Origin of the sequence: Anaeropeptidivorans aminofermentans (genome assembly GCF_940670685.1) — a bacterium.
Taxonomy (GTDB): domain Bacteria; phylum Bacillota; class Clostridia; order Lachnospirales; family UBA5962; genus Anaeropeptidivorans; species Anaeropeptidivorans aminofermentans.
This window is the reverse complement of sequence record NZ_OW711693.1, coordinates 284547-308694: the sequence shown is the minus strand read 5'-3', so window position 1 is coordinate 308694 and position 24148 is coordinate 284547. Positions and strand designations below refer to the sequence as shown.

The following is a 24148-nucleotide window of genomic DNA, read 5'->3' as shown; positions in this document are numbered from 1 at the left end:
ATTGTTATTATTTTTGTGCTTTTATGTTGAATAAAATAAGCTTTAATTTATCCATTATATAATGAGCCATTATTAAATTATGAATAGGTCCTCAATAACACCTATTTTATAAGACCTTATTGTATTATTCACCGCGGTACTTTATTTTTAAAAGCATCTGCTTATTTTTAAATTTGGCAGACTTAAAATGTCTTTCCTTAATAGCTTGCGTTAAATTAAAGATAAAATCATCCCTTATTTTATAAGACACTCCTTATTTAATCATGAAAGCTTAGCTATACCTTCTATTTATATTAAATTAAACTTGTGCATATAAAAACCTATGATGTATTTTTATTGTATCTATTATGTTTTAATTTCATACTACAAACAAGATATAATATTTAATATTTTATACTGATTTGTTATAATATTGTATTAATATTTGTATACTATATGTATTTTTACTGTATCTATATGGTATTTTTATATCCTATTATTATAATTTCCAAGTACTATTTATTATACTTATTGTATGATAAGTGTAATTACAGGAAGAACATTCTCCTGTCTATATCTATAAAAGTCAACGTCATCTTTATAAGGTCTAATATGCCTAAATCATCATTCATTTTATCTAAACTTAGAGCATTTTTCATAATATATTCCTATAAACTGATTTTTCATATACTCTTTGGGCATTCTTATTCTTGATTGTAAGAATATTAAAATATAAAATATCTTGCATCCATGCCTTTATATGTGATATATTTTTACTGTTTATGCTCCGGCATCACCATAAGCTCAATCAGATCCAAAAATACTGGCCCACGTCAAATAAAGAAAAATCATCTCTAGAGTCTTAAATATTTATTCAAGTGTAAATAGATAAAAATCAATCTTCAAAAAAGTTTCAAAAAATCTTAATTTCTTGTTTTCGAAAGTTCCCTATTTTTTCATACAAACTTTGTTAAACAGATGCAATTCTCAAAGTAGAATTCTAATCTAAATTATTAATAATCACTTTTTTATTTCAATTAATAGTGATTCTCAATTGCCCCTATGTGCACTATATATATAATTCCTTCTGTTTATTAATAAAAATTGTAATATATAAATAATAATATGTATTTTTCTCAAGATGCAAAATTTGTTCTAAATTTTTAGTCATTTTCTTTATTAAAAATATATTTTGAACATTTTCACTTTTCCATATTCTTAAATATAATCATGTAAAATCAAGGATTTTTTCATTTCTAAAAATTTTCATTATGTAAATTACCTCTAAATTTTCAGTTTTGCATTTCTTTATTAATAATTATTATTAGATAGTATTCAAATTCTTTTGGCTTGATAAACCGCAGAATACATGGTATAATCCCTCTTACACTCAATATAAATAATTGCACAAAAATTTCTATAATGCTTGTGTAGTATTTACAAATAATAAACAATTTAAAGAGAGGTGTATTTATGAGAAAAGATAAAAAGGTATGGCACAAAGTCTTGAGTATGCTTTTAGTGGCCGCACTTTTGATTACTTCGGCTCCCCAGGCTTACGCCAACTCTCCGACAACTTATTTGGAAGAATCTCCTGAAAACAAAACAGAAACAGCAGAGCCAAATTCAGGCAGTGATTCCACTGAAGGCAAAGACAGTACTGAGGAAACCAGAACGGAGGAAGCAGAAAACGCCTCCTCCGAGGAAAAATCTTCTAAAGAAGGAGAAGAACCATCTGAAGAAGATCAATCTGAAGAGGAAGGTGAACAAGTTGAAGGTGAAACACCTTTAGAGGAAGGCCAGCCTGAAGGAAAAGATAACCCGGCATCCGGCGGCGAAGAAGGTCAAATAGGGAGCGAAACACCCTTAGAAGAAGGCCAGACCGAAGGAGAGAACGCCCCCATAGAGGAAAAGAAACCTGGATTGATAGAAAACGCTATCAATGCGATCAGTACTCTTTTGGGGTTTAGCCCTTTTAGTACGGGAACGGAACTCACTGACGAACAGGCAAAGTTTACAAATATAATAGTAAAATATACCGATAAAGAAGACCCAGAAGATGAAGACTGGCAGGATATCACAAAAGAGCCTTTGAAAGACAGAAGGTTTGAGGCCGATGACGTTTTCCGCATTGAGTATGAATTCGAAGTTAAGGATACAGCAAACTTTAGTTCAGGTGACTACATAGAAATAGACCTTCCTGAATATTTTCCTATATCAACCGGTGAGCATCAGGGTGAGCTGAAAGGTGAAGAAGATGAAATATTAGCAAAGTATGAATTTTTACCTGCTGCGGAAGGCGGAAGTCCTAAGCTTAGAGTTACATTTATGGCAGATGCAAATGCACTTTTTGGCGTAAAAGGAACCGCATGGCTTGAAACTAAGTTTTCCCTTGAAGAATTAGATTTAGGAGACGGAAATCATTCTGAATTAAAATTTCCAATCTCCGAAGATAATACCATTACCGTACCTATTTATATAAAACCCGCAGATAATTTTAGCCCTATATATAAAGAGGGGAAGATCACTGCCCCCGGCATTATCCAGTGGACGATAGACGTTAACAAAGGCCTGGAAAAAATAACTGATGCAACAATTATAGATACCATAGGGCCAAATCATGCTTATAAAGCCGATAGCTTTGAAATTTATGAACTTAAAATTGATATTACAGGAACAAATGCTCCTGAAGTTAAGCCCGGTGGTCCCATATCAAAAGGAACTCTCTCTGTAGGAACACCTACAGACGGCTGGACTTTAGATCTTGGGACGATAGAAGAAGCTTATAGAATAATATACGAAACCACATATAATCCTTTGCAGGACGGCATAGGCAACAGCCCTCTTGAAAATACCGTTCTGCTTAATAACGAAACCCCAATCATAGGCAAAGTTACACCTGCAAATCCCAAATACATTGAAAAGAATGGGGTGCTTAATGACGGTATTGACGGCGTTGAAAGTTCCAGGTACAATCCGCAATATATTACATGGACCCTTACAGTAAACGAGAATGAACTTCCGCTTAATTCTCTTATAATTAAGGATACCTTACCTGCCGGATTAAAATACAGGGAGGATAGCTTGACTGTAATCGGCTCTGTATCCAATACAAAAATTGTAACCCCTACAGAAACACCATCTGGAAACAATACCATTTTAGAAATCCCTATTTACACGACCAGCGAAGCATGGACGATTACTTATATAACTGATATAACAGATTATACTAAAACTTCTTTTACAAACAGTGCAAAGGTATATGTAGACGGTTCCGAAACCCCTAAGGGAGACCCTGCTGAAAAAACCGTGACCTTTAACAGAGGCAATAACGGTATGATTCATAAAACAGGAGAACAAGTGCATCCCGAAGGCGGAAAATATTCCGAAGACAAATACTTCAGCTGGACGATTATTGTAAACAGTGTAGGCGCTCCGCTTAAAAATGCTGTTGTAACGGATATCCTAGAAGGAAATCATGCTCTTGTAGGCGGAAGCATTAAAATATCCGAAAGAACAAATACTTCTTCCCCTGCAACATACAGCGAAGATGCAAGCAAAACAGCCACCGCTAAGACTGCTAATAGCGATGGTGCTACAAATTTAACTTTTACCTTAGGGGATATAGATAAAGAATATAAAATAGAGTATCGAACAAAGGTAGACAAAGCGCACGTAGGCACAGGCGATGGCGAAGATGAACCGGCTACGTTTAAAAACACAGCCACGCTTACCCACGGCGCAGAAGGACTCGGAACAGGCCCGGGATATGGCTATGAGGGAGATTTAGAAAAAGACGTTACGCAGACGCTTGATCAGAACTCCTTTAAAAAAGACTTTACAAGCATAGATTATTCTGCCAAAACAATGACCTGGACCATTACCATTGACCCTGCCAAAACCCCTATCAAAGAGCTTGTTGTAACAGATACGCTGAGCGCAGGGCTTAAACTTAAAGAAGCTCCTAAAGTATATAAAGGAAGCTCTCTTTTGACAGAAGGTACAGGTAACGATTACACGTATACTCCTACCGAAAGCGACGGAGAGATCATCGGCTTCGAAGTTAAATTTAATAGTGACTTAAAAGAGAGTGTATATACAATCGTATATGTTACTGATTTTGACAGAGATTTAAAAGGTACAACAGCGGATGAAAGAGAAGTAAAAAGGTATGAAAATACAGTCAACTTCAGCTGGAAAGAGCTTGATGATACAGAGCCTAGAACCACTGACAAAGATGCCCACTATGATATCACCGACAGAGCCGCAAATAACGGTGAGAAAAAAGGCAAATTAGATGCGAAAAACAGAGAAATTGAATGGAGCATTTGGGTAAACCATTTATCTGAATATACGCCTCCTTTTACAGTAGAAGATACTATCATTGGTGCCGGCACCGTTCAGAATTTTAAAGCTGAAAGTATTAAAATATTCTCTTATTCTCTTAATGCAGCAGGAGACGTGCAAAATCTTGTTGATGTAACAGATAGTATAGCTGTTGAGTATTTACCTAGCGACAGCGCTGAAACGATTACAGGCTTTAAAATAACATTGCCTGAAAATAGACCTTATCTCATAACCTATAGTACAAAATTCACCGATGAATCAGCAGCAAAGTATGAAAATAAAGCCGTTGTAGAAAATCGGGACAAATTTGAAGCCGAGGTAGATTTCTCATCCCATACAGATAGCTTTGCGTCAAAAGCCGTTTCTAAAAACGGAAGAGAGCTTACATGGACAGTTACCGTAAATGACAGCCGCTCTTTAGTAGAAAATGCCAAAATTACAGATTCCCTGGAAGGCGTGCACGCTTACGATGACGAATCTTTTAAAGTTACAAATCTTGACACCGACGAGGAACTCACTCTTGATACGGATTATATCTTGACATTTACCAAAAATGCGTCGGGATATCCTGTTTCATTTACGCTTGAATGGAATAATTCAGTAAACGGAACTGATTCTGTAATAAATCAAAAATATGAGATTAAATATACAACCGTTGTATATGCAAAATCAGGACCTGTAGTTGCAAAGAATGACGTTAAGTTTACAGGTCAAGGTACAAAGATTGAACAAGGCAACAATAATGACCGCGAAACAGCTACAGTAGATACAAGCACCAGCGGCGGAAGCATCGGCGGGAACTTAAGGCTTGTAACTATTAAAAAGATTGATACAAACAACCCAAACACGGCTCTTCCCGGAGCAGAATTTGATTTGGTGCTTAATAATGAAGTTGTAGGGAAGGTTACTACAGGCGAAGATGGTACAGCAGTCATTTTAATTAAAAAGAATGCTCAATACAAACTTGTGGAAACAAAATCCCCTGAAGGCTATAAACTGCCTGAAGAAGCAGAAAGAATAACTGAAATCCCTCCAACAAGTACTACCGAAATAATCATAGCCAACGAAAAGGTTAAAAGTACCATTCATCTTTACAAGGTAAGCGATAATGGACTTAAAACGCCGCTTAAGGGTGCAGAGTTTGGAATTTATAAGGCTTCTGCTCCTACAGTACTTCTTACAACAGCTGCAAGCGATTCCGACGGACTTATTTCTTTCTACAACATGGAATACGGAGACTATATCATAAAAGAAATCTCTGCACCAAGCGGCTATGAGAAATCCGATGATGAATGGAAAGCCAAAGTTACAAAAGAAGAGGAAACTGTATATGCCGGCATAGGCGGAAACGGCTCAGAATCTTATTCCGTAGTAAATAAAAGCCTTAAAGGAACACTTATCATTAAAAAGGTTGATAAGGATTCACACCAAACACCTCTCAAGGGGGCAGAATTTAAATTATATCCTATTCTTCCTGCTGCAGGTATAGAAGGCGAGAGAGTTTCCAAAACCCCTTTAGATATTAATATTGTTACCGGAGAAGACGGAACTGCAACAATAGAAAACCTTCCTTATGGAAAGTATTTTCTCAAAGAAACTAAATCTCCTAGCGGCTATTATTTAAATGAAGCTGGAAAAATAATTGAATTCTTCATAGCAGATGACGGCGCTACGATTGATTTAACCACAGAACCCATTGAAAATACGAAAATACCTTTAGGTACTCTTATTATCAAAAAAGTAGCTTATGAGAACAACAGCAGAGTTCTTAAAGGCGCAGAATTTGAAATAAGAAATGAAAATAATCAGGTGGTAGCAAAAATTACAACAGGGGATGACGGTATAGCTAAAGCCCCTAGCCTTGAATATGGAACATACTATATAAAGGAAATTAAAGCTCCTTCCGGCTATATACTTAATAGCACTGTAAGTAAGGTAGTTTTAGGAGAAGATAATGATAATGTTCTTGAAAAGGCAATTACCATAACAAACAGAACAGAATCTGACCCGCCTCCGGGGCCAGACGGCCCCAATAGACCCGATCCGGACCCAGATCCAAAGCCGCCAGAGAAACCAAAAGAACCCGAAAAACCTGTAACTCCGCCAGAACCAGAGAAACCTGTAATCCCGCCGGAACCGAGCCCTGAACCCGTACCTGAACCTGAAGAAGAAGGTGAAATTGAAATTCCCGATGAGGAAATTCCTCTCGTTTCAGTTCCTCCGAAAAACGGCAAGGTTACAGTCGATGAAGACGGTAAATGGACCTACACCCGTGACCCCGGCTTCACCGGTGAAGACAGCTTTGTTATAAGGGTTACACACCCCGATGGAACTTATGAAGACATTTTAGTAGAAATACCGCCTTTAGGTTCCGCCGAATTTGCCACAGACAAGAAAAAGAATCCAAAGACAGGCATAGAATCAAACAACATGGTATATTTAGTATCCGGAAGCATGCTTCTTGCAGGCGCATTTATTTTTCTTACAAAAAAGCCTAATAAATCAGCTTAATCATATTTAGTAAAAAGGTACTTCCCAAGGAAGTACCTTTTTATATGCAATATTCCTCTTTCCCAAATGATTAAGAATACATTGATAATCATTAGAGGTAAGCTTGTTTGTTAAATATAATAAATAGAGATTGTATAATGGGAATGAAAAATAATAAAAAGTAAGCTCCTAAAGCTTTTTATAGTAAATTTCACTGAAGGATGCAATAAAAAACTATTTTTCATGAACAGCTTAAACATATAAAACCCCTATGTTTAAAGTCATTCATAGCCAACAAAGATTAAAATATCTTTGTTGGCTGTAAGGGGGCGTTCGCCTGAAAACACTTTAACAGTTTCCCTGTAAGTGTTTCCAGGTTCACTAAGCGTAAAATATACGATTTTTATTACTGTTTCATTTGAAATTTACTATAAGCGAGCTTACTTGATTTAATAAGTATATTAAGTTTTTTATATAAAAACTAACAAGACCTACTTATATAAATGGCGACTGTAAGATTTTTAAAGCCTTTCCAATAATAAAATATATTTTAACTAAATCTTTATTTACTATAGCTCAATAAGTTCTATTAAAGATGAGTTTTTCAAGGTATTTCCTATGGTGCATCCTCTTTCTATGATTACCTTTGCTTTTTCCTTATATTCGTCGCTTAATCCTTCCGGAAACTTTACCTTTACAGTAAAGTTAGAGAATCTATTGGCTCCTCCCTCGTCTTTCTTTGAAATCACTTCAACATCAATGCCCTTTTCTCCTACTTCAATATTATCTCTTTTTAGAAGATGTGTAAGGGTAAGAGATACGCAAAGACCTAAAGAGGCTTCCAAAAGCTCCTTTGGGTTTAAGCCGTTAAGACCTGCCGCAGGGCTTCCTTCCACCTGATAGCCTGCTTCATTATGAACTTCATTTTTGCCGTTTCTGTATTTTATTGTCGTCATTTTATCCTCCTTTGTTTATGTTTTTCATATTGTATAGATAAGTTGTATTTATAATAAGATCATAGCCATCAGTGAGAAAAGCTATATATCTAATAAAGCATTGTCTTTTAAACTGCTTTCTTATTTTTCTAAAATTATTCTTGCTATGATAAATACCCCTAATAAGCAAAAAATAATTTTAAGAAATGTTATATTTTCAGTATACCATATTTTCCCCAAATGCTCATTTGTTTTATATAATATTCTCTTAGAGGACACGCACTTAGTACGCTTATATTTCCTATTGGAAGACTTTTGATTCATCAAGACAATCTATACGTAATATAATAAAAGTATCATGTGAAAAGTATATGTTTTTGGGGGAAATACAATGAATAAAGCAGCTTACTATATTTTATATAGCATGCTTCAGAAAAAAGTGCAACAATTTAATAGAACTCAAAATACAAGGCCTGTATCCAAAACAGAAACGGATTTAGGTATTCCCTATGATGTAGAAACTGCCGCAGATAACTTAAGGATACCTTGGGCCATGGATATCGCCTCAGACGGAACCATTTATTTTACAGAGAGACCGGGGGAAATTAGAATGATAAGAGATGGGGAGCTTTATCCCATGCCTATCATCAGATTTGGTCTCCCCTTTGTTGACGTGGGGGAAGGAGGGCTTATGGGAATCGTCCTTGACCCTGATTTTGATGAAAACAGGTTTATGTATGTTATGTATTCCTACGAAGACGGCGGACAGATATTTAACAGGGTTGCAAGGCTTGTAGAAAGAGAAAACGAAGCTTCCTACGATAGAATCATAATCGATAGGATTCCGGGAAGCAGGGTAAATGACGGCGGAAGAATAAAAATAGGGCCTGACGGAAAGCTTTATATAACCGCCGGAGATTCCGGAAACGGTGACTTGGCGCAGGATTTAAACAGCCTTGCCGGTAAAATATTAAGAGTAAACCTTGACGGCAGCATTCCTGAGGACAATCCCTTCCCAGATTCTCCTGTTTACAGCTATGGCCATAGAAATCCTCAGGGCATCGCATGGGGAATCAATAATACAATGTATGCTTCTGAACATGGGCAAAGCGGATATGATGAAATCAATATAATAGTCCCGGGCGGAAATTACGGCTGGCCGCTGGTAAGGGGCCCTGAAACATTAGAGGAGCATCCGGATTTTATCCGCCCCATTATAAGCAGCGGCGACTCTACTTGGGCGCCTGCAGGAATAGCCTATGTTGAAGAAGGCCCTTGGGCCGGAAGGCTCCTAGTGGCAAACCTAAGAGGTCAGCAGCTTCTTGCCCTCACTCTTTCCGATGATGGCCAGGAGGTTCAAAATATGGAAATCCTCCTTAAAGATACTTATGGAAGGCTAAGAGACGTATATTATGCCCCCGACGGTTCTCTATATATTTTAACAAGCAACACCGACGGCAGAGGAACACCCCGGCCGGGAGATGACTTAATGCTGCATCTTACTCCAAGGGCAGAAAGCTGATTAATGGATTAAATGCTGAATAAAATATAGATTAACAAAGCAAATCTATATCGGTCCTCCCTAAGCTCATAGGGCATCTTTAAACTATATCTTCCTTGTTTTCTAAGTAAAGTATTCTTTTCTATTAATAATAAAAAGCGGCCTTTCGGCCGCTTTTTATTATTTTAAATCCATAAGATGGTTGTCGATAATCTGATCTCTGTTGAAATTTTCAAGTTTAAGATAATATTCAATTGAATTTACAAGGGCTTCCTGGGGAAGAGTCCCTACAAGCTCGCTTCCCAGAACGTTTACACCGTATCTTTTTGCTTCAAGGCTTACAAGCTCAAAGGTTCTGTAAAGAGGTGTTTTTTCAAAGTCAAACATATTCATGGAAACGGCTACTTTATTTCTTTCCTCAAATTTAAGGCCGATAGAACGTACTGTTGTAAAACCTCCGCTTGGTCCTCTTAAGATTTTAGCGATGTTTTTTGCAACAACTAAATCATCGGTATCAAGTATAACGTTAAATGCTACAAGAGGTCTTAAGCCTGCGCTTACGATAACGGCTCCGGCTGTTGGATGAAGTTTACCTTCGCCTAAATCCGGAGCTCTTTCAGGCAAATGGGCAACTTCTTTTAAGCCTTCGTACTGGCCTTTTCTGATGTAGTCGATGCTCTTTCTGTTTTCGTTTCTTGCGTTTTCGCCGGAAAAATATACGGGAACGCCTAATTCTTCATATACTGTTTTTCCTAATTCTTCTGCTACTTCTTTAAGCTCTTCTATGGTGATGTTTTTCACGGGGAAGAGCGGAATGGTATCCTGAGCGCCAATTCTTGGGTGGTTTCCTGATTGGTGCTCCATATCGATATTTTTAATAGAGGTTTTGGTCATTTCTATAAGGGCCTTCTTTAAAGGCTCAAGCTCCCCGATAACCTCAATAACGGTTCTGTTAAAGTCTTCATCGGGGAAATAGCCCATAAGCTTTATTCCTTCTTTATTTCTAAAATTATCTACTACGGCTTCAATTACCTCTGTTCTTCTTCCCTCGCTGAAATTAGGAACTGCATGAACGTATTTCTTCATTATAATTTCCTCCTATGAAATTTTAATATACTTGATTAATAAAAAAGCACCTTGTCAATTGGAACAGAAAAAATCCTGCGGCCAGAAGATAGAATCGCAAAGACATCCAAATGCACAAAGTGCGGTTTTTGCGAAGCCAAAATTCTGTGCCATTTTTGCTTTTCTTTTATTTAGGCCTTCCGCTAAATGCTTACAGCGGTATAAGCAAATTGACTATATATCATATGGATATAAGAAAGTATTGCCTGATTTTAGGGGCAATGCGGACTTTGGTCCGTTAAGCACTCGCCTAAGGCGAATGTTCAGGGTATCGCCCCCTGTTTCAGCTAAATTTTAAATTTAATGATACTTCTTTGTTAAACCATATTATTCTTCTCCCAAATACGCCTTTCTTACCCGGTCATCTTTGAGAAGGTCTTTTCCGTTGCCGCTGAAAGCAATTTCTCCTGTTTCTATACAGTAGCCGTAATCGGAAAGCTCTAAGGCTATGTTTGCATTCTGCTCTACAAGCAGTATGGAAAGACCGTCTTTATTAAGCTCCTTTAAACAGGAGAATATTTCCTCTATCACAATAGGCGCAAGGCCCATGGAAGGCTCATCAAGCATTAAAAGCTTTGGCTTACTCATAAGCGCCCTTCCTATGGCAAGCATCTGCTGCTCACCGCCGGACAAGGTTCCCCCCATTTGCTTTGCCCTTTCTTTAAGCCTTGGAAATACGGTAAAAATATATGCCAAATCATCGTTCAGCTTATTTTTATTGTCTTTTCTTGAATAGGCCCCCATAAGGAGATTTTCAGATACAGTAAGATTTACAAATATTTTTCTTCCTTCCGGAACATGGCTTAACCCCATAGAAACAAGCTTTTCCGCCGGTGTTTTTAAAATAGAGCTTCCTTCGTAGAGAATATCCCCTTCCTTTGGCTTTATCAGAGAGGATATGGCCCTTAAGGTGGTTGTTTTTCCGGCGCCGTTACTGCCGATTAAAGTTACAATCTGCCCTTTATTTACATCGAAGCTGATGCCCTTCAGCGCGTGAATATTTCCGTAATACACGTTGATGTTTTCTACTTTAAGCATTGGCTTCGCCTCCTTTTCCAAGATAAGCGGCAATAACCCTTTCGTTTTTCTGGATTTCCTGAGGTGCTCCTTCGGCTATTTTATTGCCGTAGTCAAGAACGATAACCCTGTCGGAAATGCCCATTACAAGCTTCATATCATGTTCTATGAGAAAAACTGTAAGCCCTCTTTGCTGTATTTTCTTTATTAGATTTTGTGCCTCTCTTTTTTCAGAGGTATTCATTCCTGCCGCAGGCTCGTCAAGAAGGATAAGCTCAGGCTCTACAGCCATTGCCCTGGCAATCTCAACCTTCCTTTGCTCACCGTAAGGCAAGGAAGTTGCAAGCTCATTTCGCTTATGAGATAACCCCACGAAATCCAAAAGCTCCATGGCTATTTCCTTTGACTTTTTTTCTTCGGCTTTTGCGCCTTTGGACCCCAGTACACACTGGAAAAATCCGCTTCCCGTTCTTGAAAACTGCCCCAGCATTACGTTTTCAAGGACTGTCATGCTTTTAAAAAGGCGTATGTTTTGAAATGTTCTGCCTACACCAAGGCTCGTCACTTCAAAAGGCTTAAGGCCTACAACCGGCTTTCCGCATATATTGATATTTCCTTCCGTTGGCCTGTAGATGCCTGTAAGAAGATTGAAAAATGTGGTTTTTCCTGCGCCGTTAGGGCCGATAAGGCTGATGATGTTTTCCTTCGGGACCTCTATGCTTACATTGTTTACAGCGGTAAGGCCGCCGAATCTCATGGTTATGTTCTTAGTCTCCAATACGTTCATTAGGAACTGCGCCTCCTTCCGGAAGAGCTTATCATGCCCTGGGGCCTTACAATCATCATCACGATTAAGAGCAGGCCGTATATTGCATAGCGGTAGGTGGAAATATCTCTAAGCATTTCAGGCATAATGGTAAGAATCGCCGCCCCTGCAATAACCCCTGGAACGCTTCCTACACCGCCTAAAACTACCATGCAGAGAATCGTTACAGATTCCATATAAGTAAAGTTATCAGGATTTACATAGTGAATAAAGGTGGCAAACATGCTTCCGCAGGCTCCTGCTACGGCCGCTCCCAAAACGAATGCCAAAACCTTTAACTTTGTGGAATTTACCCCCATGGCATCGGCTGCAATTTCATCGTCCATAACGGCAATCATACCCCGCCCCAAACGGGAATTTAAAAGCCTTACAGATATGAATACAGTAATTACAGCTAAGCCCAGAAGAAGATAGTAAAAATGGATATTGTCCCCTAAAACGAAGCCGAATATGGAAGGGGAAGGAATTCCCGGTATGCCTGCTGGGCCTCTCGTAAGAGAAATCCAATTTACAAGCACAAGCCTTATGATTTCTCCGAAACCTATGGTGACAATGGCCAGATAGTCTCCTTTCAGCCTCAAAGTAGGAAGACCTAAGATAAAGCCGAAAAGTGCCGCGCCTGCTGCACTTAAGGGAAGGGCAATCCAGAAGGAAACTTTAAGGTTTACCATCAGTAAGGCCGTAATATAAGCGCCGATGCCGTAGAAGGCTGAATGGCCCATGGAAAGCTGCCCCGCAAAGCCCAGAACAAAGTTCAAACTTAAGGCAAGAACCACATAAACTAAAATCATAATGCTTGTTCTTTGAATATAAGGCACGCCGCTGGTTAAAAAGGGCCAGCCCAGTATAACGACTGCAAATATAATATTTACTGTTTTTTTGATTTTCGGATCCAAGTCCCCGTATTTTTTGGCACATAGGTCAAAAGCCTTTGAAAAAAGCTTTATTACTACGTAAAGAACGACAAGGGCTATGGAGAGATTCAAGAAAACCTTTAATGTAGCCAATGAAATACCTCCTTTTGGTGGTGTTTGAAAATAAGAAAACCCGGGTATATTTTGTAAGAAAAGAGGGAGTTAGAGGAAAAAACCGCAGAAACAGCGGAACTATTTCGAGGATTTTTAACGAATATAGTAAAATAGCTTTAAGGTAGCAGCAAAAACCTATTTTTTATAAACGGCTTAATATAATAGAACCCCTTCTATTAAGCCCTTCAAAATACACGGTTTTTGTTACTGCAATTGGCATACTTTACTATAAATCACCTTTTATGGCAAAATATACGATGTTTGATTTTTCAAACACGAACTAAATTTTATCCCCTGTTTCCTTGCCTAAAAGCCCTGAGGGCTTGAATAAAAGAATAATAATCAAAATAATAAATGCGATTGCGTCTCTGTAGCCTGATGAAATATAAGCGGCGCCAAGGCTTTCGGAAACGCCCATAATCATACCGCCGAGCATTGCCCCGGGTATGGAGCCGATGCCGCCGATAACAGCGGAAACAAATGCCTTAAGGCCGGGCATAAAGCCCATCATGGGATATACGGCCCTGTAATACATGCCTACGAGTATTCCTGCCGCAGAGCCTAAGGAAGAACCGAGAACGAAGGTAAAATATACAATTCTATCGGTATTGATGCCCATAAGCCTTGCCGCGTCCATATCCTGTGAAGTACAGCGCATGGCTCTTCCAAGCTTCGTATACTTAACGATATAAGTAAGGATCACCATCAGCACAATTGCCGTACTAAATATAATCAGCTGCAACGTAGTCACCTTAAGCCCCATGAAGCTATAGGTGGAATTTTTTATAACCTCCGGGAAGGATTGGGTCTCCGGCCCGAAAACAAGCATAGCCGTATTTTCTAAAAATATTGACGCTCCTATGGCGCAGAGAAATAAGTTTATTTTCGGCGCCTTGAAAACAGGTTTATAGGCAAGCCTTGAGATTAAAAAGCCTAAGATACACGCACAGGCCATTCCGAAAAGAAATGCCAGGAATATAGGCAGTTTTAAAACAGTTATGCCTAAAAGAGCAAAATACGCTCCCATCATATAAATATCTCCATGGGCAAAATTTATAAGCCTTATAATGCCGTAAACCATGGTAAAGCCTATTGCCGTAAGGGCATAGATGCTGCCAAGGGCCAAACCGTTATTTAGCTGCTCCATAAACATAAGCATCACTCCTTTCTTTTATTTCAGTCGTATTTTATCCATTTGTAAATTTATTGTGTAAGTTTCGTAAACTGCTTATAAAGAAATAATAAAAACCGATTCACCAAAGATTCAAAAACACGGATTTCCTACGGAAACGGTAGATTTTTGAACCCCCTTAAATATGCGGTTTTGTTACTGTTTCATTTTGAATTTACTATAGGCAGGCAAAGGGAGAGATGCCTGCCCTAAGTAAAATGGAACTGCTCTATTCCTTGCCAAGCTGCTTTTCAGAAGGGACGAATTTGCCGTTTTGTACTGTTACAACAATAACGCCTCTTGTAACGTCGTTATCTTTAAATGTAATCGGTCCCGCAACCCCGGGGAAATCCTGAGCGCCTTTGATATATTCTGTTATTTGCTCTCTTGTTACTTCTGCGCCGTATTTTTCTATTGCGGCGAGGATTATTTTAGCGGAGTCATATGCAAGAGCTGCGTATGTATCAGGGTTTTTGCCGTATTTCGCAACAAACTTTTCTGTAAATTCCTTCGTGCCTGAAAATTCAACATCGGGGTGGAAGAATGCGCCGAAAAGGATTCCTTCAACTGCGTCTCCGCCGAGCTTTATAAGCTCTTCGGAGCTGATGCCGTCGGTTCCTAGAATTTGAATATCAAGGCCTGATGCCTTTGCCTGCTGTGCAATCAGGGCTGTTTCAACATAATATCCTGCCACAAATAAAAGGTCGGGATTTTTTTCTTTGATTTTTGTTATCTGCGGGCTGAAGTCCTTTGACTGGCCTTCAAAATAGGTTTCGGAAGCGGTTACCTCTCCGCCGAGGGCTGTAAATTTAGCTGTAAAATCATTCATAAGCCCTGTTCCAAAATCGTTTGCCGTATAAAGAATAGCGGCCTTTCTCTTTCCGGCTACATTATAAGCATAATCTGCCAAGGATTCCGCTTGCGCTGTATCTGTAAGAGATATTCTGAATAAATGAGGGGTGCTTCCATCTGTTATAGCCTTGTTAACAGAGTCTGTTATAACAGGAAGGCCTGCCTGCTCGTAAATATTTCTTGCAGCCAAAGTACAGGAGCTATTCCAGTGCCCTATAAGAGCAAGGATATTCTTATCGGAAGCGAATTTCTGTGCAACGTTTGGCGCTTCCTTAGGGTTTCCCGTATCATCTCCTACGGCAAGCTTAACCTTTACTCCGCCGAGAACGTCTTTTTCGTTAAACTCTTCGATGGCCATTTCAATCGCTTTAACTTTAATATCGCCAAACTGTGCCGAGTCCCCTGTCATAGGGTTTACGCTTGCGATGGTTATTTCTCCTTTGCCGGATGAAGCTCCTTTGCCGGCTCCGCTTTGACCGCAGCCGGTTGCTAAAAGAAGCGCTGAAAGACCTAATGCAAGTGTTCTTTTGAACCTAATATTACCTTTCATTCCTTATCCTCCTCAATTTTCTTTTCATTAAAGGGCCTTGCATCTTCATAATAATTCAGGGTTTTATTTAAACTTCCTTGTTTCCCCTTTCACTTATACATATAGCAAAAACCGTGCCAAAAAGGCCCCAGTCGCAGACTGGGGCCTTTTTTTGTAAGAATTATATAAAATTTGTCTTAAATCGGATTGTTACACTATGTTTATTCACCATTATCCATAAAGCCAATCAGAAAATTATAAGGCCTTCTGTATTATAATAAGGCCTTATAGAATGTTTTATTATGAATTATTTTCCCTGTCGGAAAAAATTTCCCCTTCGGGGATTTCATCTTCATATTCTTTTATTTTCGTTCTTAAATGCCTTTCGCTTAATCCTAAAACCTCTGCCGCCTTTCTTTTATTGCCCTTAAAATGCTTTAAGGTGGCTAAAGTAAGCTTCTTTTCGGCTTCTCTAAGGCTTTCCCCAATATGGGTTATGATGTAATTATCGAATAAATCCGTATTGACATTTGAAACAAGCTCTCCCGGCAAATCCGAAAAATTTAAAGTCTCATCATGAGAAAGGGCGACGGCTCTTTCCATTATATTTTCAAGCTCTCTTACATTTCCCGGATAGTCATAGCTTTTCAATACCTGCCCTGCTTCCGGGGAAATAAAGCGGATATTCTTATTGAACTTTTTATTGAACTTTTCAAGAAAATGTATAATAAAGGCGGGGATATCTTCCTTTCTTTCTCTCAGGGCCGGCATATGAAGGCTTATAACATTGAGCCTGTAATATAAATCCTCCCTGAATTTCCCTTTTAAAATTTCTTCTTTTAAATCCTTATTGGTTGCTGCGATAAACCTTACATCAAGGTCAATATCCCCTTCGCTTCCAAGGCGTGAAATCTTTCTTTCCTGTATCACCCTTAAAAGCTTCGCCTGGAGGCCCATTTCCATATCCCCTATTTCGTCAAGGAATACATCGCCCCCCTGGGCAAGCTCTATTCTCCCCTTTTTGGATACGGAAGCTCCTGTAAAGGCTCCTTTCTCATAGCCGAAAAGTTCGCTTTCAAGAAGATTATAGGGGATGGCGGCGCAGTTTATAATCTGCAAAGGCCTTTCCGCCCTTTCGCCGGAATAATGGACGGCCCTTGCAATGACCTCTTTCCCCGTTCCGCTTTCGCCTGTTATCAATACGTTTACGTTCAGGTCCTTAATCCTTTCCACCGTGTCTATAATATTGGCCATGGCCTTGTGCTTTCCTATGATGATGCTTGAAGCGTATTTTCCGCTGAGCTCCTGCTTTAAATAGGCCACCTGCTCTTCAAGAATCTGATAATCAAGGGCCTTTGAAATAAGGCTTCGCAATCCGGGTAAATCAAGCGGCTTTGTTATATAGTAATAAGCCCCGTTCTGCATGGCCTTGATGGAAGATTCAATGCTTCCGTAGGCAGTCATGGCGATTACGGGAATATAGGGATATTTCTTCTTTATATTGATTAAAACCTCAAGGCCGTCATATTCTCCAAGCCTTTGGTCAAGAAGGATAAGGTCTGTTTCTTTGTTTTCGAGAATGGCAAAGGCCTCCGGAACGCTTGAAGACGTCTGCACTTTATATATATCATTCAGGGAAAATTCAAGAGCAACTAAAATAGAAGGCTCGTCGTCTATAATCAATATGTTCTTCATCGCTTACCTCCGTTATTTTTACAGTGAATGAAATCTATAGAAATAGTTCTTTGTTACTTCTTTATAAGAATTTACCAGGTTTTAGTTCAAATCTAAACCAGCACCCCTAAACCCCCAGAGCATCTTAAATATCCGCTCTGTTTTCTATACTCGAATAAAAGTAAAACCGTAGCGTTATAAATTTACTTTTCCTTGATTTTATGCCTTCTCGAAGACTGTTTCATAGCGGTAAGAAAAGCAAATTTACTATAAGCCGCGGCTTATTCTTATTGAAAGTTCTCGCTTTTATAAAGAGGAAGCCGAAGGATTGCCTTTGTGCTTTCTCCTAATTTACTTTCATAAAAAATATCCCCGCCGTTTTCCCGAACGAACTGATAGCTTACGCTAAGGCCCATGCCCGTGCCGTTTTTCTTATTGGCAGAAGTATAAAAGACATCGAATATCTTCGATAAATCCTCCTCAGGAATGCCAAAGCCGTTATCCTCTATTTCTATCAAAGCAAAATCGCCTTCTTCCTTAGCGGATATTTTAATGATGCCGTTTCTTGAAACAGCCTCTATGCTGTTTAATATAATATTGACAAATACCTGCTTGATTTGATTTCTGTCGGACCATATATAAATATTTTCCATATCCCATATCAGCTTTATCCCCTGCCTTCTTATAATAGGGTTAAAAAGCCCTATGATATCTGAAAAAAGCCCTTTCAGCTGTATTTTTTGAGGTAAAGGCGGCCGCGGCTTTGAATAATCCAGAAGGCTCGCAATGAGGATATTCATTCTTTCAATTTCCTTAGGAACAATTTCAGACATACGCTTTCTGAAATCAGGATTATCTATTTTAAGGGGCAGAAGGTCTATATATGCTTTTATAGCCGTAAGAGGGTTTCGAAGCTCATAGGCAATGCTTGTGGTAAGCTTTCCCACAGCGGACATTTTATCCTGAATATTCAGCATATTTTTAAGGCGTATTTCCTCTGTTCTGTCCGTAAGCATGCATATTACCGTAGCGATGCCCTTTTCCTCCGTTACGGGGCTGATGGCGCAGTCTATATATTCGTCCTTTCCTTCAAGGTTTATTTTTATGCTTTCTGTGGATACGTTTCCTTCAAAGGCCGATGAAATGCCTTCATTGCCTAAATATTGATATAATTCAAGGCCTTTAAAGCTGGTTCCCAGAAGCGCCTTTTTCTTTAAAAGGGCCTCTGCCCTTGAATTGATATTTATGATTTCTAAATTTTTATCAAGAGCGATAATCCCTGAAACAGTGCTTCCAAGGATATTATTTAAAAGCCTGTAATTATGCTCAAGCTGGGATTTGGCACTGTTTAATTCTTCATTGGCGGCAGAAAGACCCATGGTCCTTTTAGCTACTTCATCTTTCAGCCTCTTATTTATGAGAACCGTAAAAAAAGTTATCATGACTGCAACAAAAAAGGCACCCCATGCCGCAAGCAAAAACTGCTTTAAATAATGGCCCTCTTCATAAATAACCTCTCCAAACCATTTATTATATATTTTCGTATAAGTACCGCTGGTCTTTAAATTTGATACCCCTTCGTCAAGAACCTTCAAAAGCTCCTCATTGCCCTTTTTTACGGCAATGGCATAATAGGTGGTCTTTAAGGGTTCGCCTGCGATTTTTATTCTTCCGTAAATGCCTTCCTTTTGGAGATAAAAGCTTCCCGTATGCCTGTCCCCTATGAAGGCGTCAGCTTCCCCATTTAAAAGCGCTTCCATGGCTATGATTTGGTTTTCCTTCGGAAGCTTTTCAATATTATGAATATCCCTTATAAAGTCCGTATTGATATCGTTTGCCTGATAGGAAATCTTTTTCCCGTATAAGTCTTCAAGGGACGAAACATAATCATTTCCTTCGAGAACAAAAATAACCTGCTCCTTTGTGATATAGCTTTGGGTAAAGTCAAAAAGCTTCGCTCTGTCCTCGCTTATGGTCATACCCTGGATTACGTCCACCTCATCCTTTTCAAGGGCTTCCATGGCCTCCTGCCACGCCATGGGGTAAAGCTCTATATCAAGCTCTTCGTTTATGGAAATGGCCTGTATAATATCGTTATTAAACCCTTTATATACCCCCGAATCGCTTATAAATTCGTAAGGCGGGTAATTATTATCCCCTGCTACTTTGATTAATTTTCCAGGCAGGACCTCTCCCTTTGCCGCGCCTGAAAATAAGAATAAAAAAATAATTATTAAGCCTGCTACCCTTATACTCCTGTACATAATCCACCTCTTAATATTTAAGGCTTTCATTTTCCTTTAAGCATAACATATAAAAAATTTTTATTTATAAGGTGTTTTGGCACAATAATTTACAATGGATATTTCAATAATACTATTTTAGTATTAAAATGTAAATATATGAATTTTCCAAAGAACAGGATAACAATAAATATTGTATAAATATATTGTTCTTGCTCTTATAGACCATAAGCTTGAAAATAATCCCTTATGCATTCATTTTAAGGTACGAAGCTCTTGACTGCTAAGGCATAAACCTTAGTTTATTTCATTTAACAAGCTATAAAATATATAGTAAATTTGCTCTTCTTACCGCTGTGTAACGGGCTCCGAGAAGGCATCAAATAAAGGAAAATCAAATTTATACTTAGTGAACCTGAAAACACTTACAGGGAAACTGTAAAAGTGTTTTCAGGCCAACGTCCCCTTATAGTTATAGTAAAACAATTAGATTACAGTAACAAAAACCGTATATTTTGAATGGCTTAATAGAAGGGGTTCTATTATATTAAGCCGTTTATAAAAAATAGGCTTTTGTTCCTACTTTAAAGTTGTTTTACTATAACAAAGATGTTTTTATCTTTGCTAACTTTACAGCTTTACTGTTTTGCTTTTATCTGAGTGTAACCGTAATCATAAAAACTTTAACTTAGAGGTGTAACCATATGGACATAAATATAGCCCTAAGCCAAAAAACCATGATTTCTCCAGCCCTTTACAGGTCCCTTGAAATGCTTAAAATGAATACAGCAGCCCTTGAGGAGTATATAAAGTTTATTTCAGACGAGAACCCCTTTATTGAAATCTCTCCCCCCGAAAGGATACGCCCCTTTTCTTCTGTCATGCTCCCCGATAATGAGAATTACGGGGTTCCGGAAGGAGAGAGCCTTTATGAAGCCTTAGAAGCTCAAGTTTACGACTTGAAAATTACAAAAAGAGAAGCCCTAATCCTTCGGGCTATTATTTCCATGGTAGACGAAAGCGGATATTTAAAAATTTCTTCAGAGGAAATTTCCAATGACCTGAATCTGCCTGTAGGCACAGTAAAAAAGCTTATAAAGCTCCTGAAAGCCATGGAGCCGGCCGGTGTAGGTGCGGGAAGCCTTAAAGAATGCCTTATTCTTCAAGCAAGAAGGCTTAACGAAAAGCCCCTTTACATAGAAGAAATCATAAAATTCTATTTAAAAGAGCTTTCAAAAAAACAATATAGAAAAATAGCCAAAAGCCTCTCTGCCAGAGAAGAAGAAATTATCTATGCCTGCTCCGTCATAGAAAGCCTGAACCCTCTTCCGGGAAACGGCTATAAAGCCGCTCCCTCCATATACATTATTCCCGATGCCTATATCACAAATCAGAACGGAATCCTTTCTGCAGGAATTAACAAAGAGGGCAGAATTAATGTAGAAATAAACAGGGACCATGAGGAATATCTCAATTATTCCAATACGCCTCAAATAAAAAAATATATTAAAGAAAAGCAGCAGCAGGCGGATAATCTTTTACACGCGCTGAACCAAAGAGACAGTACCTTGCTTAAATGCGTGAAGGAAATCAGCTTTAAACAGAAGGCCTTCTTCCTCGGCGAAAAGCCTTATCTTGAAAACCTGAGCCTTTCGGATATATCGGAAAGCCTAAACCTTAACATTTCCACTATAAGCCGGGCTTTGAAAGATAAATATATTGAATTTGACAATAAAGTTTATCCGGCTAAATATTTTCTTTCAAGAAAAGTAAATAATGATTTAAAAAGCCCTTCCAAAAGCCGCTGTGTCTATCTTATAGGAGAGCTTATCAAAAATGAGGATAAGAAAGTCCCTCTGAACGACAGCGCCCTTTCAGCTATCCTCATGGAAAAAAACATCTGTATTTCAAGAAGAACCGTGGCGAAGTATAGGGATATGCTTCATATCCCTATGGCTTCCGAAAGAAAGAGAAGATATAGTAAATTTAAAGCGGAACAGTAACAAAACCATATATTCACGTAGGCTTAAAATATTGCTTTCCCGAAGAAAATGCCGTTTTTAAGTTCAGAGGGACTAGTTTTTTGTTATTTCTGCTGATACACTTTGCTTTCTAAAGAAAATGAAAAGGGGTTTAGCTTTTTTCAGGAAGCCCCCATTTTTCTATCTGTTTTTCCCAAGACTTCTCCAAGGCAATATCCATTCTTTCTGCTATGTCCTTGCCTTGGGGCTTGTTATGGCCTGAAATACAATAATCAAAATCATAATTTTTATATAGTTCTATTGTGCTTTTAAAGGTTTCCATATCCGTATCAATATAAGGCACAATTTCATCTGCAGTATCCCCGATATTATCCCCTGCATAAAGCACTTTATCTAATTGGTCATAGATGCTGATGGTATCGGCGCTATGACCGGGAGTAAAAAATAATTCGATACCGTCTTCAGGAAAGTATAAATTTTTATCAAATACTAAATTGGGAAGGGCTTTCTGTACTTCTCCGTCGGCCTTTTCACTAAATTTTTCAAAGGCCTTTTCCCAGTATTTATTTTCAAACTCATAGCATTTCCTGTGGGAAATAATAATATCTTCCTTAAATACCGAGTTTCCCCATATATGGTCCCAATGGAAATGGGTATTAATCACAATAATAGGCTTTCTGCTGTCTTTCATATAGTCAAGTATAGGCTTAACGCTTCCGCTTCCAAGGCCTGTATCAATAATAAAATTGTGCCGTTTTCCCGTAATAAGACCGATATTAAGGTCATATTCTTCTCCCATTTTCTCCGTAAACATAATATTTCTTCTGCTTATTTCAACAGGTTTCATACCATCCCTCCGTTTAAAATCACATTGATATCCGCCCAAAATATAAAGATAGATATATAGTAAATTTTTTATAAAGAAGTAACAAAAACTGATTCGCTGCGGATTCATCATTACCAAACAAAAATAAGTTTGATAACCATAAGAAAAGGCTCACTTAAAAAAGATTTGCAGGCTTGCGCCTGCATTCTTTTCCAAGTTCGCATAGTATAAAAATACAGATTTCCTTCGGAAACATAGTGAAATTGCCTTTACACCGTAATAGATATAAGCCTTTCAATATATAAAATAAAGGCAGTTTCACAAGGGCGCTTCATTATATTTCTTCTAAAACGCATTTTTGAATCCTCACGAATATACGATTTTTATTACTGCTTAATTTGAAATTGACCATAGTATAGCAATAAAAGAGAATTTAATCCACGGAAAAGGCCTTGTATCACTTTTTTGATGGATACTTATTAGGTTCTACAGGAAATAAACTTGGCTCTTTTTAGTTTATTTCCCATATTATAATTTTTTTGAAAGGTGCCTGTAAACTACGATTCCTAAAAAATACTGGAACATAAGGAAAAGGGATATGCCAAGCACAAGCCATCTGCTTATATTGGCGATGTCAAACATTCTGATAACAGAAATTATAATAATTATCAGCGCAAGCAGAAGCATCCCTATAACATATGCTATACGGCCGGATTTATCTCTGAGCATTATTTTTCTTTCGTCATTGAGGTTTATTTTTTCTTCCTTCAGCCTTTTTTCATATTCTCCTGCATTTTCAGGGCTGGACCAGCGATAATATTTATATAAAGATAGGATACCCGGCCCTATTAAGCCGCCGGACCAGCCGAACAAAAAGGAAGAATCAATATTTTCCCTTAGAAGATATCCTATAAGTATAAGCAAAATCCCTGTAAGTATAAAACCTATGCCTGTATAAAGATTACCTTTCTTCATTTTTTTCCTCCTCATAGATAAATATATCTTCGATAGTCTGCTCAAAATATCTGGCTATTTTAAAAGCAAGAATTATTGAAGGGTTATAACGCCCGTTTTCAAGCGAGCTTATGGTCTGCCTTGATACTTCAAGGGCTTCTGCCAGCTGGTCTTGATTTATATTTTTTATTCTTCGAAGTTCTTCAATCTTATTTTTCAATTATAATGTTCCTCTCCTTTCATGTAAAGCTTACTTTACATCAATTATAAAACTATTTATTCCGTATGTCAAGTAAGCTTTACATAAAAACTGTTGCATCTTTAGCTCTCATAACTTCAATATTGCCAGTTATAGTCGAATTAGAATAAAATAGTAGCATTGTAAGTTTGCTTTGCCTTGATTTTATGCCTTCTCGGAGCCCGTTACGTGTATACTTGAATAAACAAAAAAGCAACGTGTTGTAAATTTGCTTTTCTCTTATTTTAAACCACCTGAATCCAAATATTTCCTTGGGTAGAAAAGCAAATTCACTATACTGCGGAAGAAAGGCAAATTTACTATACCATAGGAATGTGCAGCGTTCCAAAATTAATTCTGGGAATATCATAATTTAAAGCAAAGCTTAAATTATTTACCCCATTAAGGGAAACAGCGTGTTTCGTGGCTTA

The 24148-nt window shown here is 38.2% G+C and carries 15 protein-coding genes; 3 read left to right on the top strand and 12 right to left on the bottom strand.

Going from position 1 to position 24148, the window contains the following annotated elements:
- Positions 1-1452: 1452 nt before the first annotated feature.
- Positions 1453-6837, top strand: a complete 5385-nt coding sequence (locus NBX03_RS01155) for a SpaA isopeptide-forming pilin-related protein (RefSeq protein ID WP_250228949.1) — start codon at positions 1453-1455, stop codon at positions 6835-6837.
- Positions 6838-7385: 548 nt separating this feature from the next.
- Here the strand turns inward: NBX03_RS01155 and NBX03_RS01150 are convergent.
- Positions 7386-7772, bottom strand: a complete 387-nt coding sequence (locus NBX03_RS01150; RefSeq protein ID WP_250228948.1) for an OsmC family protein — start codon at positions 7770-7772, stop codon at positions 7386-7388.
- A gap of 370 nt (positions 7773-8142) precedes the next feature.
- Here NBX03_RS01150 and NBX03_RS01145 point away from each other — a divergent pair, with 370 nt between their 5' ends.
- Positions 8143-9273: a PQQ-dependent sugar dehydrogenase gene (locus tag NBX03_RS01145; protein WP_250228947.1), complete on the top strand. Its 1131-nt coding sequence runs from the start codon at positions 8143-8145 to the stop codon at positions 9271-9273.
- Positions 9274-9432: 159 nt separating this feature from the next.
- Here the strand turns inward: NBX03_RS01145 and ftcD are convergent, their stop codons facing one another.
- The 8 genes from ftcD to NBX03_RS01105 all read right to left on the bottom strand — a co-directional run bounded on the left by ftcD (position 9433) and on the right by NBX03_RS01105 (position 19738).
- Positions 9433-10338, bottom strand: coding sequence for a glutamate formimidoyltransferase (gene ftcD, locus NBX03_RS01140; protein ID WP_250228946.1), 906 nt, complete (start codon positions 10336-10338; stop codon positions 9433-9435).
- A 366-nt stretch (positions 10339-10704) separates the two neighbouring features.
- A complete protein-coding gene (locus NBX03_RS01135) occupies positions 10705-11415 on the bottom strand; it encodes an ABC transporter ATP-binding protein (protein ID WP_250228945.1) in 711 nt (236 codons plus the stop codon).
- Positions 11408-12181, bottom strand: a complete 774-nt coding sequence (locus NBX03_RS01130; protein ID WP_250228944.1) for an ABC transporter ATP-binding protein — start codon at positions 12179-12181, stop codon at positions 11408-11410. The genes NBX03_RS01135 and NBX03_RS01130 overlap by 8 nt, the downstream gene beginning before the upstream one ends.
- Entirely contained in the window at positions 12181-13227 is a 1047-nt protein-coding gene (locus tag NBX03_RS01125; RefSeq protein ID WP_250228943.1) for a branched-chain amino acid ABC transporter permease, read from the bottom strand. Before NBX03_RS01125 ends, NBX03_RS01130 begins: the two co-directional genes overlap by 1 nt.
- A gap of 301 nt (positions 13228-13528) precedes the next feature.
- A complete protein-coding gene (locus NBX03_RS01120; protein WP_330638434.1) occupies positions 13529-14401 on the bottom strand; it encodes a branched-chain amino acid ABC transporter permease in 873 nt (290 codons plus the stop codon).
- Between the two features lie 247 nt (positions 14402-14648).
- Entirely contained in the window at positions 14649-15821 is a 1173-nt protein-coding gene (locus tag NBX03_RS01115; protein WP_250228941.1) for an ABC transporter substrate-binding protein, read from the bottom strand.
- Between the two features lie 279 nt (positions 15822-16100).
- Positions 16101-17495 (bottom strand): sigma-54-dependent transcriptional regulator, encoded by a 1395-nt coding sequence (locus tag NBX03_RS01110; RefSeq protein WP_250228940.1) that lies wholly within the window; start codon positions 17493-17495, stop codon positions 16101-16103.
- Between the two features lie 266 nt (positions 17496-17761).
- Positions 17762-19738: a transporter substrate-binding domain-containing protein gene (locus tag NBX03_RS01105; RefSeq protein WP_250228939.1), complete on the bottom strand. Its 1977-nt coding sequence runs from the start codon at positions 19736-19738 to the stop codon at positions 17762-17764.
- A 683-nt stretch (positions 19739-20421) separates the two neighbouring features.
- Here NBX03_RS01105 and rpoN point away from each other — a divergent pair.
- Positions 20422-21720 carry an RNA polymerase factor sigma-54 gene (gene rpoN, locus NBX03_RS01100; RefSeq protein WP_250228938.1) on the top strand — a complete coding sequence of 433 codons (1299 nt, stop codon included), beginning with the start codon at positions 20422-20424 and terminating at the stop codon, positions 21718-21720.
- A 130-nt stretch (positions 21721-21850) separates the two neighbouring features.
- On the opposite strand, the gene NBX03_RS01095 is transcribed toward rpoN, so the two are convergent.
- The 3 genes from NBX03_RS01095 to NBX03_RS01085 all read right to left on the bottom strand — a co-directional run bounded on the left by NBX03_RS01095 (position 21851) and on the right by NBX03_RS01085 (position 23699).
- Positions 21851-22546: an MBL fold metallo-hydrolase gene (locus tag NBX03_RS01095; RefSeq protein WP_250228937.1), complete on the bottom strand. Its 696-nt coding sequence runs from the start codon at positions 22544-22546 to the stop codon at positions 21851-21853.
- 507 nt (positions 22547-23053) lie between these two features.
- Entirely contained in the window at positions 23054-23500 is a 447-nt protein-coding gene (locus tag NBX03_RS01090) for a hypothetical protein (RefSeq protein WP_250228936.1), read from the bottom strand.
- Positions 23487-23699 carry a helix-turn-helix transcriptional regulator gene (locus NBX03_RS01085; RefSeq protein WP_250228935.1) on the bottom strand — a complete coding sequence of 71 codons (213 nt, stop codon included), beginning with the start codon at positions 23697-23699 and terminating at the stop codon, positions 23487-23489. Before NBX03_RS01085 ends, NBX03_RS01090 begins: the two co-directional genes overlap by 14 nt.
- Between the last annotated feature and the right edge of the window lie 449 nt (positions 23700-24148).

Coding starts and splice junctions, on each gene's coding strand:
- NBX03_RS01155 (WP_250228949.1), top strand. CDS start 1,453: ATGAGAAAAGATAAAAAGGTATGGCACAAAGTCTTGAGTATGCTTTTA.
- NBX03_RS01150 (WP_250228948.1), bottom strand. CDS start 7,772: ATGACGACAATAAAATACAGAAACGGCAAAAATGAAGTTCATAATGAA.
- NBX03_RS01145 (WP_250228947.1), top strand. CDS start 8,143: ATGAATAAAGCAGCTTACTATATTTTATATAGCATGCTTCAGAAAAAA.
- ftcD (WP_250228946.1), bottom strand. CDS start 10,338: ATGAAGAAATACGTTCATGCAGTTCCTAATTTCAGCGAGGGAAGAAGA.
- NBX03_RS01135 (WP_250228945.1), bottom strand. CDS start 11,415: ATGCTTAAAGTAGAAAACATCAACGTGTATTACGGAAATATTCACGCG.
- NBX03_RS01130 (WP_250228944.1), bottom strand. CDS start 12,181: ATGAACGTATTGGAGACTAAGAACATAACCATGAGATTCGGCGGCCTT.
- NBX03_RS01120 (WP_330638434.1), bottom strand. CDS start 14,401: ATGTTTATGGAGCAGCTAAATAACGGTTTGGCCCTTGGCAGCATCTAT.
- NBX03_RS01115 (WP_250228941.1), bottom strand. CDS start 15,821: ATGAAAGGTAATATTAGGTTCAAAAGAACACTTGCATTAGGTCTTTCA.
- NBX03_RS01110 (WP_250228940.1), bottom strand. CDS start 17,495: ATGAAGAACATATTGATTATAGACGACGAGCCTTCTATTTTAGTTGCT.
- NBX03_RS01105 (WP_250228939.1), bottom strand. CDS start 19,738: ATGTACAGGAGTATAAGGGTAGCAGGCTTAATAATTATTTTTTTATTC.
- rpoN (WP_250228938.1), top strand. CDS start 20,422: ATGGACATAAATATAGCCCTAAGCCAAAAAACCATGATTTCTCCAGCC.
- NBX03_RS01095 (WP_250228937.1), bottom strand. CDS start 22,546: ATGAAACCTGTTGAAATAAGCAGAAGAAATATTATGTTTACGGAGAAA.
- NBX03_RS01090 (WP_250228936.1), bottom strand. CDS start 23,500: ATGAAGAAAGGTAATCTTTATACAGGCATAGGTTTTATACTTACAGGG.